21 protein-coding genes and 1 pseudogene are annotated in these 16,644 nt (G+C 56.9%); 7 read left to right on the top strand and 15 right to left on the bottom strand.

What is annotated here, in order from left to right; translation table 11 throughout:
* Nucleotides 1-59 precede the first annotated feature (59 nt).
* Genes RT018_RS09410 through RT018_RS09420 form a run of 3 tightly spaced genes read right to left on the bottom strand, consistent with a single transcriptional unit; the run spans nucleotide 60 to nucleotide 2,248 of the window.
* Nucleotides 60-647, bottom strand: coding sequence for a chromate transporter (locus RT018_RS09410; protein ID WP_312941349.1), 588 nt, complete (start codon nucleotides 645-647; stop codon nucleotides 60-62).
* On the bottom strand, nucleotides 644-1,186 hold the full coding sequence (locus tag RT018_RS09415) for a chromate transporter (RefSeq protein WP_312941350.1): 543 nt from the start codon (nucleotides 1,184-1,186) through the stop codon (nucleotides 644-646). The genes RT018_RS09410 and RT018_RS09415 overlap by 4 nt, the downstream gene beginning before the upstream one ends.
* Nucleotides 1,187-1,240: 54 nt before the next feature.
* Nucleotides 1,241-2,248 carry a biotin--[acetyl-CoA-carboxylase] ligase gene (locus tag RT018_RS09420; RefSeq protein ID WP_312941352.1) on the bottom strand — a complete coding sequence of 336 codons (1,008 nt, stop codon included), beginning with the start codon at nucleotides 2,246-2,248 and terminating at the stop codon, nucleotides 1,241-1,243.
* A gap of 169 nt (nucleotides 2,249-2,417) precedes the next feature.
* Here RT018_RS09420 and RT018_RS09425 point away from each other — a divergent pair, with 169 nt between their 5' ends.
* Nucleotides 2,418-2,975, top strand: coding sequence for a biotin transporter BioY (locus RT018_RS09425; RefSeq protein WP_312941354.1), 558 nt, complete (start codon nucleotides 2,418-2,420; stop codon nucleotides 2,973-2,975).
* Nucleotides 2,976-3,257: 282 nt separating this feature from the next.
* Nucleotides 3,258-4,463 (top strand): BTAD domain-containing putative transcriptional regulator, encoded by a 1,206-nt coding sequence (locus RT018_RS09430; protein WP_312941357.1) that lies wholly within the window; start codon nucleotides 3,258-3,260, stop codon nucleotides 4,461-4,463.
* A 121-nt stretch (nucleotides 4,464-4,584) separates the two neighbouring features.
* On the opposite strand, the gene RT018_RS09435 is transcribed toward RT018_RS09430, so the two are convergent.
* Nucleotides 4,585-4,851 carry a hypothetical protein gene (locus RT018_RS09435; RefSeq protein ID WP_293008006.1) on the bottom strand — a complete coding sequence of 89 codons (267 nt, stop codon included), beginning with the start codon at nucleotides 4,849-4,851 and terminating at the stop codon, nucleotides 4,585-4,587.
* A gap of 214 nt (nucleotides 4,852-5,065) precedes the next feature.
* A complete protein-coding gene (locus RT018_RS09440; protein WP_312941359.1) occupies nucleotides 5,066-7,099 on the bottom strand; it encodes a SpoIIE family protein phosphatase in 2,034 nt (677 codons plus the stop codon).
* Nucleotides 7,100-7,375: 276 nt separating this feature from the next.
* On the opposite strand from RT018_RS09440, the gene dusB reads away from it, so the two are divergent.
* From dusB to RT018_RS09465, 5 genes and pseudogenes are all read left to right on the top strand, one after another.
* Nucleotides 7,376-8,344, top strand: a complete 969-nt coding sequence (gene dusB, locus RT018_RS09445) for a tRNA dihydrouridine synthase DusB (RefSeq protein ID WP_312941361.1) — start codon at nucleotides 7,376-7,378, stop codon at nucleotides 8,342-8,344.
* A complete protein-coding gene (locus tag RT018_RS09450; RefSeq protein ID WP_312941363.1) occupies nucleotides 8,341-8,943 on the top strand; it encodes a sigma-70 family RNA polymerase sigma factor in 603 nt (200 codons plus the stop codon). Before dusB ends, RT018_RS09450 begins: the two co-directional genes overlap by 4 nt.
* Nucleotide 8,944: 1 nt before the next feature.
* On the top strand, nucleotides 8,945-9,793 hold the full coding sequence (locus RT018_RS09455) for a zf-HC2 domain-containing protein (RefSeq protein ID WP_312941366.1): 849 nt from the start codon (nucleotides 8,945-8,947) through the stop codon (nucleotides 9,791-9,793).
* Nucleotides 9,794-10,014: 221 nt separating this feature from the next.
* A complete protein-coding gene (locus RT018_RS09460; RefSeq protein ID WP_312941368.1) occupies nucleotides 10,015-10,542 on the top strand; it encodes a QueT transporter family protein in 528 nt (175 codons plus the stop codon).
* Nucleotides 10,543-10,566: 24 nt separating this feature from the next.
* A pseudogene (locus RT018_RS09465) lies at nucleotides 10,567-11,401 on the top strand (deoxyribonuclease IV).
* A 269-nt stretch (nucleotides 11,402-11,670) separates the two neighbouring features.
* Here the strand turns inward: RT018_RS09465 and rplQ are convergent.
* From rplQ to RT018_RS09515, 10 genes are all read right to left on the bottom strand, one after another.
* Nucleotides 11,671-12,015, bottom strand: coding sequence for a 50S ribosomal protein L17 (rplQ, locus tag RT018_RS09470; RefSeq protein ID WP_312941370.1), 345 nt, complete (start codon nucleotides 12,013-12,015; stop codon nucleotides 11,671-11,673).
* A gap of 59 nt (nucleotides 12,016-12,074) precedes the next feature.
* Nucleotides 12,075-13,031, bottom strand: coding sequence for a DNA-directed RNA polymerase subunit alpha (locus tag RT018_RS09475; protein WP_312941372.1), 957 nt, complete (start codon nucleotides 13,029-13,031; stop codon nucleotides 12,075-12,077).
* A gap of 87 nt (nucleotides 13,032-13,118) precedes the next feature.
* The gene (gene rpsD, locus RT018_RS09480; RefSeq protein ID WP_312941374.1) at nucleotides 13,119-13,721 is read right to left on the bottom strand and encodes a 30S ribosomal protein S4; all 603 of its coding nucleotides are present in this window, start codon (nucleotides 13,719-13,721) and stop codon (nucleotides 13,119-13,121) included.
* A gap of 20 nt (nucleotides 13,722-13,741) precedes the next feature.
* Complete coding sequence (gene rpsK, locus RT018_RS09485; RefSeq protein ID WP_293009143.1) at nucleotides 13,742-14,149, bottom strand: 30S ribosomal protein S11; 408 nt, start codon at nucleotides 14,147-14,149, stop codon at nucleotides 13,742-13,744.
* 15 nt (nucleotides 14,150-14,164) lie between these two features.
* Complete coding sequence (rpsM, locus tag RT018_RS09490) at nucleotides 14,165-14,530, bottom strand: 30S ribosomal protein S13 (RefSeq protein ID WP_293009145.1); 366 nt, start codon at nucleotides 14,528-14,530, stop codon at nucleotides 14,165-14,167.
* A gap of 25 nt (nucleotides 14,531-14,555) precedes the next feature.
* Nucleotides 14,556-14,669, bottom strand: a complete 114-nt coding sequence (gene rpmJ, locus RT018_RS09495) for a 50S ribosomal protein L36 (protein WP_014116882.1) — start codon at nucleotides 14,667-14,669, stop codon at nucleotides 14,556-14,558.
* Between the two features lie 62 nt (nucleotides 14,670-14,731).
* Nucleotides 14,732-14,950 (bottom strand): translation initiation factor IF-1, encoded by a 219-nt coding sequence (gene infA / locus RT018_RS09500; RefSeq protein WP_312941378.1) that lies wholly within the window; start codon nucleotides 14,948-14,950, stop codon nucleotides 14,732-14,734.
* Nucleotides 14,951-14,953: 3 nt separating this feature from the next.
* Nucleotides 14,954-15,238 (bottom strand): KOW domain-containing RNA-binding protein, encoded by a 285-nt coding sequence (locus RT018_RS09505; RefSeq protein WP_312941380.1) that lies wholly within the window; start codon nucleotides 15,236-15,238, stop codon nucleotides 14,954-14,956.
* Between the two features lie 10 nt (nucleotides 15,239-15,248).
* On the bottom strand, nucleotides 15,249-16,001 hold the full coding sequence (gene map / locus RT018_RS09510; RefSeq protein WP_312941382.1) for a type I methionyl aminopeptidase: 753 nt from the start codon (nucleotides 15,999-16,001) through the stop codon (nucleotides 15,249-15,251).
* Nucleotides 16,002-16,008: 7 nt separating this feature from the next.
* Nucleotides 16,009-16,641, bottom strand: coding sequence for an adenylate kinase (locus RT018_RS09515; RefSeq protein WP_312941384.1), 633 nt, complete (start codon nucleotides 16,639-16,641; stop codon nucleotides 16,009-16,011).
* Between the last annotated feature and the right edge of the window lie 3 nt (nucleotides 16,642-16,644).

Below are 16,644 nucleotides of genomic sequence, written 5' to 3' on the forward strand. Positions count from 1 at the left end.
ATATAGCATTGTGGGTGGTTTTTTTCACGTTCTGATTCCCGCTTGGGGCCGCGCCAGCCTCATGCCCCGCCGAAGCGGAATACCACGCCCGCGACGGCGGAAATTGCAATAAAGATAATGGGATGCCACTTTTTCGTGGGTTTCACCCAAGTGGTGAACACCAGCAAAACTCCCGCCAGCGCCAGACCCCGCCAGTTAAACAATCCGGCCCAGTCCACCCCGTCGGTCGACAAGGCGGCAAAATTCACCAGTGTCTCCAGAATAACAGCCAGACAGGCCGCGCCGATGAGCCCGGTGGAAGCGGGACGCAGCCCGTAAAAGGCAAACTCCACGTATTTACTGCGGCGAAATTGCTGCAGCAACGCCGCAATAATCAAAATCACAACGATGGAGGGGGTCACCTCTCCCACGGTGGCCACAATCGCTCCCGGAACTCCCGCCACGGTAAAGCCCACGTAGGTGGCCATATTGATGCCCACAGGTCCCGGCGTGGACTCGGAAATCGCCAGCATGTTCATGAGCTGGCTTTGCGTAAACCACCCGGTGGCTTCCCCCATGTGGGCCAAAAACGGCAGCGTGGCCATCCCGCCGCCCACCGAAAAAAGGCCCACCTTAAAAAATTCCAAAAAAAGCTGAAGATAAATCATGCCTTTCGCGCCTCCAACTGCCGCAGCGCGATACCCGCCAGAGCGGAGAGCACCACAAACACCACCGGCGTAACATCCAGCGCAAAGCTCCCTGCCAGCACCAGTAGAAAAATCACCAGAGTCCGTTTGTCTACCACCGACTTTTTCAGCAGCTTCACCACTGCATTGAAAATCAGCACGCACACACACACCTGAATCCCGGCGAAGGCGTTTTTCACCCATGCCAGATGATTAAAGTTATCGATAATTCCCGCCAGCAGGGAGATAATTACCACCGACGGAAACGCAACGCCCAGGGTCGCCGCAATGCCCCCCGGCACGCCCCCGCGCTTTTGCCCTACAAAGGTGGCGGTATTCACCGCGATAATACCAGGGGTGCACTGGCCGATGGCAAAATAGTCCGCCAGTTCTTCCTCGGTGACCCAGCCCTTGTTCTCCACTACCTCCCGCTGCAGCATCGGCAGCATCGCCATCCCACCGCCAAAGGTCATCACACCAATTTTCGCGAAGGCAACAAACAGCTCCCAGTATTTTTTCAAACCGGTCCTCCTCTATTCCTCCCGGCTCCCCGACGCACCCGCATTGGGAAGCCGTCAGTCCACATAGCCATACATACCCCGGACGGATACCTCGCCGGTGCGGACGGTCTTTCGCGTTCCGTCTTCCAACTCCACCACAAGGCCAAACTCGTCGTCAATGTCCAGCGCTCTGGCCGTCTCTCGCGCTCCGTCTGACGAAATGAGCTGCACAGGCTTTCCCAGAGTCACGCAGTCCCGCCGGTAGGTATCTAAATACCAGTCGGTATCCCCTCGGAGAATGTCTCCGTACAACCGATCCAGCGCCCGAATCTCCGCCGCCGCCAGCGCGGGGCGGGATACCGCTTTCCCCAACGCCATGTCCAGAGACACGGCAATTTCCCGAAGCTCCGGACCAAAATCCGCCTCCGTCTGGTGGACGTTAATACCCATGCCAATAACCAGATATTGCAGGTTGCCGCTCTCGCCCTCCAGCGCCATCTCCGTCAAAATCCCGCAGAGCTTCTTCCGCCCGATCACCAGATCGTTGGTCCACTTGATACCCGGACGAATTCCACAAACCTCCTCCACCGCGCCACACAGCGCCACGGCGGTCTGGGCTGTGACACAACCAAGCCGCGTCATCGGCACCCCTTGGGGCCTCAGCAGCACGGAAAGAGCCACCAGCTTCCCGCCGGGATTTTGAAACGGACGGTCCATCCGTCCTCGGCCCCCCGTCTGGCAGTCCGCTGTCACAACGGTGCCCTCTGCTGCGCCGGAAAGCGCCTGCTTTTTCAAAAACGTATTGGTGGAATCCACGCTGTCCAAACACATCAGCTCCCGGCCCACCAGTTTCGTCTCGCCCAAGAAGCCCCGGATTTCCTTCTCCGTCAGCGCGTCCGGCGCAAAAAGAAGCCGATACCCCAGTCCTGTCCGTGCCTCCACTGTATAGCCCTCTTTTCGCAGGGCATCCACCGCCTTCCAGACCGCGGCCCGGCTCATTCCCAGCCGCTCGGCGGCCTCCTCCCCGGAAAAATAATCCTCCGGTCGGCTCCTCAGCAGCTCCAATATTTTTTGACGGCTCATCGGGTCTGCCTCCTCTTATAAATTCCCTGTCAGCATACCACGTTGCACCCCCTTTGTAAACCGCCGAGAGTTGTAAACCGTCCAAGAAATCAAGGTTGACATTCTCAGAAAATGTGCTATTCTTTCTGTAAACCACAAATCAACAACACGTTTACAACAGGAGGTCCCCATGAAAACAAAAGCACTGATTCTCTGCGCCCTGTTCGCGGCGCTGACCGCCGTGGGCGCGTTCATCAAAGTTCCGTTTCTCTATTCCTCCATCACGCTGCAATTTTTCTTTACCGCTCTGGCAGGCGTACTGCTGGGGGCAAAATATGGGGCGTTGAGCCAGCTTGTCTATGTGGCGCTGGGATTGGCAGGCCTTCCCATTTTCACCTCCGGCGGCGGCCTTGGGTACTTTCTCTATCCCACCTGCGGTTTTCTGTTGGGGCTGATTCCCGCCGCATGGGTCATTGGAACACTGGCGGGAGACGGACGGTCCATGAAGCGGGTGGTCCCCGCAGCTTTGGCGGGACTGGCGGTTTTGTACGCCGTGGGTCTGCCCTACATGGCGGTAATTCTGAACGTATACATGGGCAAGGGAATGGACATTTCGGCAATCCTGATGGCGGGGATGATTCCGTTTCTTCCCGGCGACATGGTAAAAATCATTGTGGTGGGCGTACTTGCTCCCAAACTGCTTCCCCGGCTGCGCCTTCGCCCCGCCGATGCAAAGTCTCCGTCATAACGTCGATCTGCGCAAGCGTTGCAAAGAATCTGTCCCTTCGTCCCGCAAAATTGCTGATTTTATTACTATATTATATCTGAGCTGCCTGTCAAAGAGGTGCGTCAAAAAGTCAGGCGGCTCACTGCGTTTCGGCGCGGCCTACTCCGTTTTTTTAAACTTCCTCACTCAACTTTTTTAAAAATGTAACAGTTGCAAATAAAAAGGAGGTATGTTATAGTTTGGTGTATCGGGCGCTGCGGTGCCACGTGTATTCCGGATTTGAACGGACAGGGGGCGTCCTGCTTGGCAAATCAGCAGTCTTCCATTTTGAAAATTCAAATGCTGGGAGGCTTCTCGCTGCATTGGAATGACCGAGAGATAACAGACAGCGACAACCGATCCCGGAAGGTGTGGCTGCTGCTGGCATATATGATCTGTTGCCGAAACCGCCCTGTTTCGCAAAGCGAGCTGTTCAGTTTGCTGTGGGGCGACGATGGAACCGTGAATCCTGTGAACGCATTAAAGACCATGTTTCACCGGGTCCGCACCATGCTGGATGGGCTGGGCGACGGCACGGGACATGCACTGATTATCCGCCGTGGCGGCAGTTATGCCTGGAACGGCGATATTCCCGTCTTAGTGGATGTGGAAGAATTTGAGACTTTGTGTCAGGCCGCTTCGGCCCAGCCGGACGAGCAGGCCCAGCTCAAACTGTATCTGGAAGCCATGGAACTTTATCAGGGTGATTTTCTGCCCAAGCTGTCCTCCGAATCCTGGATTGTTCCGCAAAGTACTTATTTTCACAATCTCTATCTCAGAATGCTGCGCTCCGTCCTCCCCCTTTTGCAGGAGCAGGCGCGGCAGTCCGACATTGTGGCACTGTGCGATCGGGCAATTCTTGTGGAACCTTACGACGAGGAAGTGTATCAATTTTTGATGCGGGCGCAGCTTGCATTGGGTGAACAGCAAAGCGTGATAAAAACTTATGAGCGGATGAGCGATCTGCTCTTTGCGAATTTTGGCATTATGCCCGCCGACGAGAGCAGGGCCATTTACCGTGAAGCCGCCCGCACCGTCAATGAGCGGTCAGTGAATCTGGGGCTTTTGCGAGAGCAGTTGGACGAGCCCGGTAGCGTCAGAGGGGCGCTTTTGTGCGACTACGATTTTTTTCGGATCATCTATCAGGCGGAGGCCCGGTCTGTGGCCCGCAGTGGAGCCGCGGTACACATTGCCTTGATTTCCGCCGTGGGCTGCGAGTCGAAACCTCTATCCCGCCGCAGCTTGGACTGCTGTATGGACAATTTGCAGGACGTGATCGTGGGAAATCTCCGTCGGGGTGACGTGGTGGCCCGGTGCAGCGTCTCCCAGTACATACTGATGCTGCCGCAGGCCAACTATGAAAACAGCTGCATGGTCTGTGAACGGATTGTGCGGGCCTTTTCCCGGCAGTATCCCCACTCTCCGGCAGCGCTGAGCTTTACGGTGCAGCCTTTGGTTCCCCATTCCTGAGTTATTTGAGCGATCCGTCGTTTTTTCGGATCGAAGAGCGGCGCGGCGGATGTACCGCCGCGCCGCGCAAACAAAGCGGTACGCTTTCTTAATTTGAAAGCGTACCGCTTTGTTTTTTCTCTTACAACACGGATACCAGCAGCCACGCCAGTCCGCAGGCCCCCGCGCCGGTCAGAGACCACAGCACCGGAGGAATCTGGTTGAGCCGCTTTTTCAGTCCCGAGCCGCCTGCGTATTCTTGCGCCACCCGGCGGGCCTCCTCCACCAACTCGCGAGAGGAAACGCCCTCTCCCGCCGCGTCGTTGCGCACAATAAAAATCGCCTGCTCAAAGTATCGTCTGTCCGGCGAGTCCACAACCACTACCCGCCGAGAAATGCCCTTGACCATTCTGATCCACTCCTTTTTTCTGTCGGTTCCGCAAACCGGAACGGCATATAATCCAGTCTCATTTTGGCACTGCCGGGAAATTTTTATACCCCCACGTCGGAAAAGATTTTTTGTGTGTTTACGTTTGGAAAATTTAAGCAAGCTAAAGCCGCGGGATTTTTCAATCCCGCGGCTTGGTTGTCTAAAAAGCTATATACGCCCCCTCGGCTTTGGCTTATACTTCTTTCAGTCCCTCGGACGGCAGATACAGCACCTGCACACCACAGTCGTCTGCGAGGCCGTTTTGCTTTTCCGCTTCCCGCAGAATCAAATTTGCAAGCTGCTGCGGGTCTGTTCCGTTCCAACCTGCCAACAAATTTTGAAGCCACTCGTCGTGGTTGCTGTCCGCCGCTCCGTCGCTGATAAGGACGGCAAAGCTTTCCGGCTCCAGCCGCAGGCGCGTCACGTCCGGCCCCGCCGGAGACAGCTTTAGTCCTGCGGGTAGCGCCGCGCCGGTAATGCGGCGCACTCTTCCGAAACGCTTGATGTAGCTGGGTGCCGCGCCGTATTTATAAATGGCAGTTTCCCCGCTTTCCAACTGCAAGGTCAAAAGGTCGATGGTGGAAAAGCTGCCCGTCTCCTGCCCACGCAGAGCCATGGCCGCATTCATCGTGTTCAGCGCAGCCTCAGCTTCCACGCCCGCCTCCAAAAACTGGCGCAGCAGCCGGCAGGTCAGGGCGGATTCTCGCCGAGCTTCCTCGCCACTGCCCATACCGTCAGACAAAAGCAGGCACAGCAAGCCGCTGTCCGTTTCAAAGGAGGCAAGCGTGTCCCCGCAGGAAACCTCCCCCTGCTTGGGCTTGATGGCCGCGCCAAGCTGATACCGGCAACGCACTCCCACCGCCGTGGGAACCGCTTCCAAATTTGCCGCCGTGGCGGCCAGCAGGTCGCTGAGCCGGGCATACTGCCCTTTTGCATCTTGCCGCGTTTCATCCATTCTGCGGCGATACTGCTTGCGCAGAAGATAAGCCGACAGCTCCACATTTATGGCTCCCAAAAACTCGGGAAGATGGATACAACGCGAGGAAAAGTGGTTGGGAAAATCCTTTGCCAGTACCCGCCCCCGCTCCAGAAGATAGGGTGTGGCATCGTTTAAGGCATTGTATGTCGCGCCGTATTCCTTTTTCCAGCACAAATCGCACAGCGCGCAGCCCCGGCAAACCCGCTCCGCCGCCCGGTCGAACACAATGGCGGGATTTTCCTCTGCAGACTGGATGGGGCCGCGTCCCATACTGTCGTACAGGTCCCGGAAGGCGGACGCGGCCCGCTCCAACCGTTCCCGAAGAGTAGGCAGTGCGCCGGGTTCCTGATGTGTAGCCTGCTTGACCCGCTTGCCGCCCAAAAGCTTTGGAGGGACCAGCAAAAACAGAGGAATGGCAAGCGCCGCCTCTCCAATGGCGGAAATCCCCTGCGCCTGCGTCACGGGGGCCAGCGCTGTCAACGCCGCCAGCAGCCACAGCGCCCCGGCGGAAACACGGCTGTGCCTCGTCCGCAAGCCTGCCGCCATCCCGGCAAAGCCGTATGCGGCAGTGAATACTGGCGCATTTCCCCCTGCGCACAGGTCCGCTAAAAGTCCCGCCCACACACCGGTGACTGCCCCGGCAGAGGCTCCCTTCTGCCATGCGGTGAACAGAACCAGGCAGGCGATGACCGTCCGCCCCAGAGAGATTCCTCCGGGAGCCACATCGGAAAACGCCAGCAACAGCGTCACTGCCAGAAATTCCAAAGACCCCGATTTTTTTTCTTCCTCACCGCCCCGCAGCAACGGCGCGCAGCACCGGGCCGACACCCCCACCAGCACGGTGGTCAGTAGACATGGCGTAAGCCGCGCCAATGGCGAGAGAGACTGGGCCACATAGATGCCCTCCACCGCCAGCGTCATTCCGGAGGCGACCAGCGGGGTGAACAGGGGCCTGTCCGTCAGTTTCATGCCCCGAAAAGCTGCCGCCGCCGTATACACCAGAATTGCCACGGCGATGTGGGCAAGTCCCGCTGAAAACTCCAGAAACACCAGCGCGCCCACAGCGGCCCCTGCCAAAGCGCACATTCCATCGATTCCCGCTCCGCAAGCCGCCGAAAAGCCCAGCGCAAAAGGCGCGCTCCCCCCTGTGATCTGCGCGGCGCTCAGCGCCGCCGCCAAAAAAAAGCGCACGCCGCCGTTTAAAAAACGCACCGTCCGTGCGTTGTCCAAAGTGATCTGCCCGTGCATCAGGCTTGTCCCCTCCCTCGTTGGTTTTCCATTATTTTACATATCAACATTTAAAAATGCCGTCGGTAAAAGAGAGAGTTCAAAAGTTTTTGGTTTGCAGCCGCCATCCCCGACGGATTTTGGAAGGTTCTTAAACTCCAGCAAGGAAAGGGACAGGTTCCCTCTTTTCATTTGATCCGAATTGTGATAGACTGAGGAAGTATATTGCGCCCCGGTTTGGGGCGTCTTCGTAAAAATTGGCAATCTGGGCCTCATGCCCGCAAAGGAGCGCATTTTTTGAAAATTGGAACAGTGGAAATTTCATCAAAACTGGCCCTGGCCCCCATGGCAGGGGTGACAGACGCCGCCTTTCGCCAGATTTGCGCGGAAAACGGGGCGGGCTATACCTGTACCGAGCTGATATCATCAAAAGCCCTGTGCTACGGCGACAAAAAGACCCAAGGCCTGTTGGCCCCCTTTCCGGGCGAGCGGCCCTTTGCCGTGCAGATTTTTGGCAGCGACCCCGTCTGCATGGCGGAGGCAGCGCAGATTGCGGCGGAGCTGTCCGGGGCGGACGTGGTGGACATTAACATGGGTTGCCCTGTGGGGAAAGTCGTGAAAAACGGAGACGGTTCCGCTTTGATGAAGGACCCGGAAAAAGCCGCCCGGATTGCCGAGGCAGTGGTGCGGTCCAGCCCCGTGCCGGTGACGGCGAAAATTCGCCGTGGCTGGGACATGGGAAATCTAAACGCCGTGGAAGTTGCAAGGCTTTTAGAGCAGGCGGGCGTTTCCGCCATCGCGGTACACGGGCGCACCCGGGTGCAGATGTACGGCGGGCAGGCGGACTGGAACTCCATCCGGGAGGTCAAGGAGGCCGTGCATGTTCCAGTCATTGCCAACGGTGATATTTTTAAGCCGGATGACGCGGTGCGCATTCTGGAACGGACCGGTGCCGACATGGCTATGATTGGGCGGGGCTGCTTTGGAAATCCATGGCTATTTACACAGGCAAAGGCCCTTTTGGAAGGGCTTCCCCTGCCGCCACTGCCACCACTAAAGGAGCGGTGCGACACCGTGGTGCGGCAGATTGAGCTTTCCGCCGCCGCCCGGGGCGAGCGAACCGCCGTGCTGGAGGCCCGGCGGCACTATTGCTGGTACTTAAAGGGGATTCCCCACGCGGGGTATTACAAGGAACAGATCGTCCGCATGAACACGCTTGAGGACGTTTATACTGTGACGAAAGGGATCAAAAGGGATCTGAAATGAATGACATACCGGAACAACAACTGGTAAAAGCCGCTCGGTCAGGCGATGCGGACGCCTTTGAAACGCTGGTTCTCCGCTACGAAAAACGGGTTTACGCGCTGGCGCTGCGAATGTGCGGAAACCCGGTGGACGCGCAGGAGGCGGCACAGGAAGCGCTTCTTTCCGCATGGCAAAGCCTGCCCTTCTTCCGGGGGGAGGCCAGCTTTTCAACGTGGCTGTACCGTCTGACTTCCAACGCATCGGTGGATCTTCTGCGCAGGGAAAAGCGGCAACGGGCCGTTTCTTTGAACGATGGAGAGCTGAGCCTGAATATTCCCGATGACCGTCTCTCTCCCCACGAGGAGGCGGAGCGGTCTGAACTGCGGGATGCCATCCGCTCCGGGCTGAAAACCCTACCGGACGACTACCGGGCAGTGCTGGTGCTGCGAGAGCTTCATCAATTGAGCTATCAGGAGATTTCCGCGGCGCTGGACGTGGATTTGGGGACTGTGAAGTCCCGCATCAACCGGGGCCGAAAGCGGCTTTGTGAATTTTTAACGGAAACCGGGAACTTTTTACCCGCCGCTCCGTCCAAGAATGCAGAGAAGGAGAGGCGATGATATGAAAATATGTGAACAATATGCACTCCTTCTGGATTCCTTTGTAGACGGGGAGTTGCCAGAACAGGAAGCCGGAAGGGTACGGGATCATCTTTCTGCCTGTCCCGCCTGTGCCGCGTATGTCTCGGACGCTTTTGCCATCCGGGTCGCGTTTGAAGACGTTGAGGAGACGGAGGTCCCCGCCGGTTTTGCCGACGGCGTGATGGCGGTCATCCGGGCAAACGCAGCGCCGCGGAAAAAGCCCCATCGCGCGCTGAAGACGATTGCGTCTTTGGCGGCCTGTGCCGCTCTTGTATTTGCCACCGTCCGGATGCTCCCCTTTGATCGCTTTTCCGGCAGTGTGCCTATGGCCGGAGGTGGTGCAGCTTTTAAGGTCGAATCGGAAACCAGCGGGATGGAAAGCCAGGAGTCACTCCCTACCCAAGAAGAAGGCAAGTCCGAGGACGCACCTTTTGGCGAGGATACGATGTCCCAGAACTACAGGTCGCCTTCCTCTCAGCGCTCTGAGATATATGACGCCTCCTCCGCCGACAGCCCAACTCACTCTGCGCAGCAACCCCCGCCTTCCCTCCTCATGACCCATCAGGCCAGTGAGAGCGACGCCGCTTCAAAGGAAGACATCGTGTTTGCCGGAGTGGTCTTTCTTCCTGCCAGTGAGCGCCTCACTGGACTTTTGGAAGGCCGGGAGAGCACACCTTACTCTGGCAAAGACGGTGGTTCCGGAACCGGTTATGCCATGACTTCGGAGGAGTTGACTGCCATTTTGGAAGAACTGGGCGTGGAAGCGGAGCTGCGGCTCAACACCGACAAGACCACCGAGCTATACTGCCTCGTGGTGTCCGACTCATAAATGAACATCGCAAGGGGCCGCCATCAGGCGGCCCCTTGACTTTTACGCGCCCACTGTGCTATACTTCCAAGCGACAGGTGCCATCTCCCTGTCCAAGCGCCGCTAGCGGCGTTCGTTCGGCAAAATTATTTGCCGTTCTCTAAACAAAAAAATGGGGGTATGCGCATTTGCGCGCCGCGTGCTTTGTGACGGCCTCCGAATTTTAAAGGAGGTCTTTTTCTATGTCCAAATCTCGCTTCACTGTTCAACAAATTACTTTATCAGGCATTGTGGGGGCACTATACGCCGTCCTCAGCTACTTTGCCTCCGTCTTCGGCGTGGCCTACGGGCCGGTACAGTTTCGCTTTTCGGAGGCACTGTGCGTTCTGCCCTTTTTATTTCCCGCAACTGCGCCAGGCCTGTTTGTGGGGTGTCTTGTTGCAAATCTTCTCTCGCCCTACGGTATGCTGGACATCGTCTTCGGCTCTCTTGCAACGCTTTTGGCGGCAGTGCTTACTATGAAGGCTCCCAACAGATGGTTCGCCCCTTTGCCGCCGGTTTTGTGTAATGCGGTCATCGTGGGCGCAGTCATCTCCTTCCAGCAAACCGGCTTTACGGATGCGTTCCCCGCCGCGCTGGCGTATAATGCCTTTACGCTGGGCCTTGGTGAGGCGGCCGTCTGTTATGTATTGGGCGGTCTTCTCCTTGCGGCCCTGTCCCGGGTACGCGGTCTGCGGCCCATGATGGCGGAGAACCGGATTACACTGTAAGCCCTCTTTTACGAAAGGATTTTTATGCTGAACATTGGATGTCATCTCTCCTCTTCTAAAGGCTTTTTTGCCATGGGGAAAACGGCGGCAGAAATTGGAGCCACTACCTTCCAATTTTTTACCCGCAATCCGCGGGGCGGCAAGGCCGCTGGATATGGAGGATATTTCCGCCTATCGGGCCTTTGCGGAGACACACCGCATTTTCCCCATTTTGGCTCACGCACCTTATACTCTGAACTGCTGCGCCGCCGACCCCCATATCCGAGAGTTCGCTAGAAACACCATGGCGGACGATTTGGCCCGTCTGGAGCATTTTCCAGGAAGCCTGTATAACTTCCATCCCGGAAGTCATGTGAAGCAGGGGCCGGAAGCGGGGATTGCACTGATTGCCGAAACGCTAAACGCCGTTCTGCGGCCCGGACAGGCCCCCAAGGTGCTGCTGGAAACCATGGCCGGCAAGGGCAGCGAGGTTGGCCGCAGCTTTGAGGAGTTACGGGCGATTATCGACCTTGTGGAACATCACGAGCTGTTGGGCGTGTGTCTGGACACCTGCCATGTTTATGACGCTGGGTACGATCTGGTCCATGATCTGGACGGCGTGCTGGACGCGTTTGACAGGGCGGTGGGTCTTGAACGCCTGCAAGCCATTCACCTGAACGACAGCAAAAATCCTTTTGCCAGCCACAAGGACCGCCACGCCTGCATTGGGGAGGGTAGTCTCGGTCTTGACGCGTTCACCGCCATTATCAATCACCCGAAGCTGCGACACCTGCCCTTTTATCTGGAAACACCGCAGGAGGACGTGGCTGGTTACGGGCGAGAGATTGCCCTACTGCGAAGCAAATATCTAGATTATTAAAATTCTTTGAGCCTTCGTGTTTTATCTCATGAATGAAATATCTGAGCAATTATCTTCACAGAATTGCGCATTTCTTCAGACTTTTTTTGTTAGGAGTTGTAAGAGTCCGTTTGCTACGAATAAGTAAGGCTGCCATTCCATGTGCGTTTTTGCTTGTAAACGGTATGTCTCCGAGGTACACTTCTTTTAAGGAAACGTTCTTTTTCATGCCAAGAATATTGCATCAAAAAAGCGCCCCTGCCGACTGGCAGGGGCGCTTTCAAGGTTATTTACTTAACCAGCTCGATAATGGCCGTCTCCGCGGCATCTCCGCGGCGAATGCCGGTGCGGATGACGCGGGTGTAACCACCATTGCGCTCCGCATAGCCGGGGGCGATCTCCTTGAAGATCTTCTTGCAAACATCCTCGCGGGTAATGAAGGTCATGGCCTTCCGATAGGCGGCCAGATCGTTCTTCTTCCCCAGGGTGATCATCTTCTCGGCCAGGGGCTTAATCTCCTTGGCGCGGGTGACGGTGGTCTCCATAGCGCCTTTGTCCAGGAAATCGGTGACCTGTTGGCGAAGCATCGCCCTACGCTGGTCCGTTGTTTTACCGAGTTTACGGGTTCCGGGCATTTCGGTATTCCTCCTTATCGGGAATTTTCTCTCCCGGCAGTCTCCCACCGGGCTTTCTGTCAATTATTCTCTTCGTCTGCCAAAGCCAGACCCATCATCGCCAGCTTATTGATTACTTCCTCTAGCGACTTACGGCCCAGATTGCGAACCTTCATCATCTCGTCTTCGGTCTTGGAAATCAGGTCCTCCACGGTGTTGATGTTGGCGCGCTTGAGGCAGTTAAAGCTGCGCACGCTCAGGTCCAGCTCCTCAATGGTCATCTCCAGCACCTTATCCCGCTGAGCCTCTCCCTTCTCCACCACCGTGGGCTTACTGCCCACGTTCTCTGAAAGGTCGGTGAAGAGCGTGAAGTGGTCACACAGAATTTTGGCGCCAAGGGACACGGCGTCCCTTGCGGAGATGGTACCGTCGGTCCAAACCTCCAGCGTCAGCTTGTCAAAATCGCTGGATGTGCCCACGCGAGTGGGCTCCACAGAATAGTTGACCTTGTACACCGGGGTATAGATCGAATCAATGGGAATCACGCCGATAACCTGCTGGTTCATTGCACGCTTGTTCTTGTCGGCAGAGACATAGCCCCGGCCATGGGACAGTGTGATTTCCATATTCAGCGTCGCGCCGCTGTCCAGCGAAGCGATGTGAAGTTCGGGGTTGAGAATCTCCACCTCGCCGTCGGCCTTGATGTCGCCGGCGGTGACCTCGCAGGGGCCGACAGCCTCTACATAAACCGTCTTCCCGCTTTCGCCGTGGAGCTTGGTGAGGAGGCCCTTTACATTCAGGACAATCTCCGTCACATCTTCCTTGACGCCGGGAACGGTGGAAAACTCGTGCTGGACGCCAGCGATCTTGATGGAGGTCGCAGCGGTGCCGGGCAGAGAGGACAGCATAATGCGGCGAAGCGCATTGCCCAGCGTGGTGCCATAGCCCCGCTCCAGCGGCTCCACCACATACTTGCCGTAGGTCACGTCGCCGGGAGCTTCGATACACTCGATCTGGGGCTTTTCGATTTCGATCATGCAGTTACCCTCCTTCATCTTCTCATTGCGGCAGAGCCTGAGGGCCGGCCGCGTTCGGTTCCTGTCATCTTCGAGGGCGTCCTCCGATTACTTGGAGTACAACTCGACGATGAGGTGTTCCTCGATGGGAAGATCGATGTCCTCGCGGGCGGGCATCCGCACCACAGTGCCCTTCAGCGTATTCTTCTCCCGCTCCAGCCACGCAGGCAGCAGGAACATCACGGCGTTCTCGCCCACAAGGCGCTTGAACGCTGTGGAGGAGCGGCTGGATTCCGCAACCTCAACCACGTCTCCCGCCTTGACCAGATAAGAAGGAATGTTAACCTTCTTGCCGTTGACGGTGAAATGCCCATGGTTCACCAACTGACGGGCCTCGCGGCGAGTCATGGCAAAGCCCATGCGGTACACCACGTTGTCCAGTCGACGCTCCACCAAAATCAGCAAATTGTCGCCGGTCTTGCCCGGGGTGGCCACGGCCTTTTCATAGTAGCTATGAAATTGCTTTTCGAGAATTCCGTAAATAAACTTAACTTTCTGCTTCTCGTTCATCTGAAGCGCATACTCGCTCTTCTTCTTTCTCATCTGGCCGCCGGGATTACGCTTGGTCTCCTTCTTGGCGTAACCCATAACGGCAGGAGAAATGCCCAGAGTCTTGCAGCGCTTAGCAATGGGCTGCATATTCTTAGCCATAAAGCTTTACCTCCTTCAAATCAGACACGGCGACGCTTCGGGGGACGGCAGCCGTTGTGAGGGATGGGGGTGACGTCCTTGATCATCGTCACTTCCAAACCCACAGCCTGCAGCGCCCGGATTGCGGCCTCACGGCCCTGTCCGGGTCCCTTCACGAAAACTTCGACGGTCTTCAGTCCATGCTCCATGGCGGCGCGGGCGGCAGTCTCCGCCGCGGTCTGCGCCGCAAAGGGCGTGGACTTCTTGCTACCCCGGAAGCCAAGGCCGCCGGAGGAAGCCCAGGAGAGCGCGTTGCCCTGGGAATCGGTAACAGTCACCATGGTGTTGTTGAAGGAAGAGCGGATATGGACCTGGCCACGCTCGATATGCTTTTTCTCACGGCGGCGGCGGACGACTTTCTTTCCACCGGAACTTGCTGTCTTAGCCATTTTCGTTCTCCCTCCTTACTTCTTCTTGTTGGCAATGGTCTTCTTGGGACCTTTGCGGGTGCGGGCATTGGTCTTGCTGCGCTGTCCGCGGACAGGCAGACCTCTGCGGTGACGCAGGCCGCGATAGCAGCCAATCTCCGTCAGGCGCTTGATGTCCAGCGCGGTCTGGCGACGCAGGTCGCCTTCCACGGAATAAGCCTCAATGGCGTCGCGGAGCTGCTGCTCCTCGGCGTCCGTCAGATCCTTTACGCGGGTATCAGGGTTGATGCCCGTCTGCGCCAGGATATCCTTGGCGCTCTTTCTGCCGATTCCGTAGATATAAGTCAAACCGATTTCGATTCGCTTATCCTTCGGCAGGTCAATGCCGGCGATACGTGCCATACTCTTAAAGCACCTCCATTTTTAATTAGCCCTGTCTCTGCTTGTGCTTGGGGTTCTCGCAAATAACCATGACACGGCCTTTGCGGCGAATGACCTTACACTTTTCGCACATGGGCTTCACGGACGGTCTTACCTTCATTGTCTAACCATTCCTTTCAGCTTTTGTTCCCAGCCGCCAAAGCGGCGTAGGCAGTGTGTTCGTTACTTTGTACGCCAGGTGATCCGGCCTCGAGTCAAGTCATAGGGGGACATTTCCACCGTGACCTTGTCGCCAGGCAGGATCCTGATGAAATTCATTCTGAGTTTCCCGGAGATGTGCGCCAGGATTGTATGTCCATTGCCGATGTCCACCTTAAATTTGGTGTTGGGCATGGATTCAACCACAACGCCCTCTACTTCGATCATATCGGATTTTGCCAAGCCTTATCCCTCCTGGTCCGGATGAACCTCCCCGCGGTATTCCGCGAGGGCTCTGCGAAGCTCGCTGTTCGTGACTTTTTCTTCGCCTTTAATTTTTGTGGAAAGGCGGGTGTCGTCAGCGGCGACAAACAGCACATGTCTGCGCTTTTTGCGCTTGGGTGACTCTACCCTCCGTGATTTTCCATCCGCCAGCAGCAGGTACTCTCCCTCCACGCTCATCACGCAGAAAAGCTTTCCCCGGTCCCTGCCAGCGTTGGACTGTACAATATTTGACTTTGCGATCTCCATATGCACTCTCTCAAATCGCAGGAGCCGTCAAAATTTCAGGCTCGCCGTCGGTAATCAGGATCGTGTTCTCATAGTGGGCGGCGTTCTTTCCATCCGCGGTGCGGACGGTCCATCCATCGCTCATTTGATAAATGGAGGCGGACCCGGCATTCACCATGGGTTCAACCGCAATCGTCATTCCCGCAAGGAGCCTGGGCCCCCGGCCGGGATGACCGTAGTTTGGAATCTCCGGTGACTCGTGCATATCCGCGCCCACTCCGTGGCCGACAAATTCTCGCACGATTCCGTATCCGTGAGCTTCCGCATAGGTCTGCACCGCCGCGGAGATGTCCCCGGTGCGGTTGCCTTGACGTGCCTGCTTAATTCCCTCGAAAAAGCTCTGTCTGGTCACGTCGATCAGATCCTGAGCTTCCTTAGAAACGGTTCCGCAGGCAAAGGTTGCCGCGCAGTCCCCATGAAATCCGCCGATATATGCGCCTACATCCACGCTGACGATATCACCCTCCAGCAGCACCCGCTTGCCGGGGATGCCGTGGATAATCTCGTCGTTGACGCTGATGCAGACGGACGCCGGATAGCCCTGATAGTGCAGGAAGGACGGCACCGCGTGGTTCTTTCGGATAAATCGCTCCACTTCGTCGTTGATCTCCTGGGTTGTAACGCCGGGCTTTACCATTTCCCCTGCCAAGGCACGGGCAGCCGCGGTAAGTTTTCCCGCTCGGCGCATCAAGTCGATCTCCTCCGGGGATTTAAGAATAATCATTCCTTCCTCATTTCCCCAACGCGCGGAGGATTGCCTGGGAGGTCGCAGCCACAGTGGGCTGGTTCTCCACATATTCCAGAACGCCCCGGGACTTGTAAAAATCCTTCAGCGGCTCTGTCTCCTTGTGATAGACCGCGAGGCGCTGTTCCACAACCTCGGGGTCGTCGTCGTGACGGCGGCTCAATTTTCCGCCGCACTTGTCGCAGATTCCCTCCTGCTTGGGGGGAACCGCCACCACGTGAAAGCTGGCGCTGCACTGTTCGCACACTCGCCGACCTGCCATACGCTCTTCAATCTCCTCATCGGAGATTTCGATGGAAACAACGTGGTCAAAGTAAATACCGGCCTTCTCCAGTGCCTCGGCTTGAGCGATGGTGCGAGGCACCCCGTCCAGAATATAGCCGTTTGCACAGTCCGGCTCCGCCAGCCGGTCCGAGATGACGCCGATAATGACCTCATCAGGGACCAGCTTGCCCGCGTCCATGAAGGACTTTGCCTTCAGGCCGGTGGGCGTGCCGTTTTTCACGGCCGCGCGGAGGATGCTTCCGGTTGAAATCGTGGGAATGGAAAATTCCTTGCACAGAATTTCAGCCTGTGTCCCTTTTCCGGCGCCAGGTGCGCCCAACAGGATCAGTTTCATTCC

This window comes from Oscillibacter sp., assembly GCF_032060045.1.
Taxonomy (GTDB): domain Bacteria; phylum Bacillota; class Clostridia; order Oscillospirales; family Oscillospiraceae; genus Oscillibacter.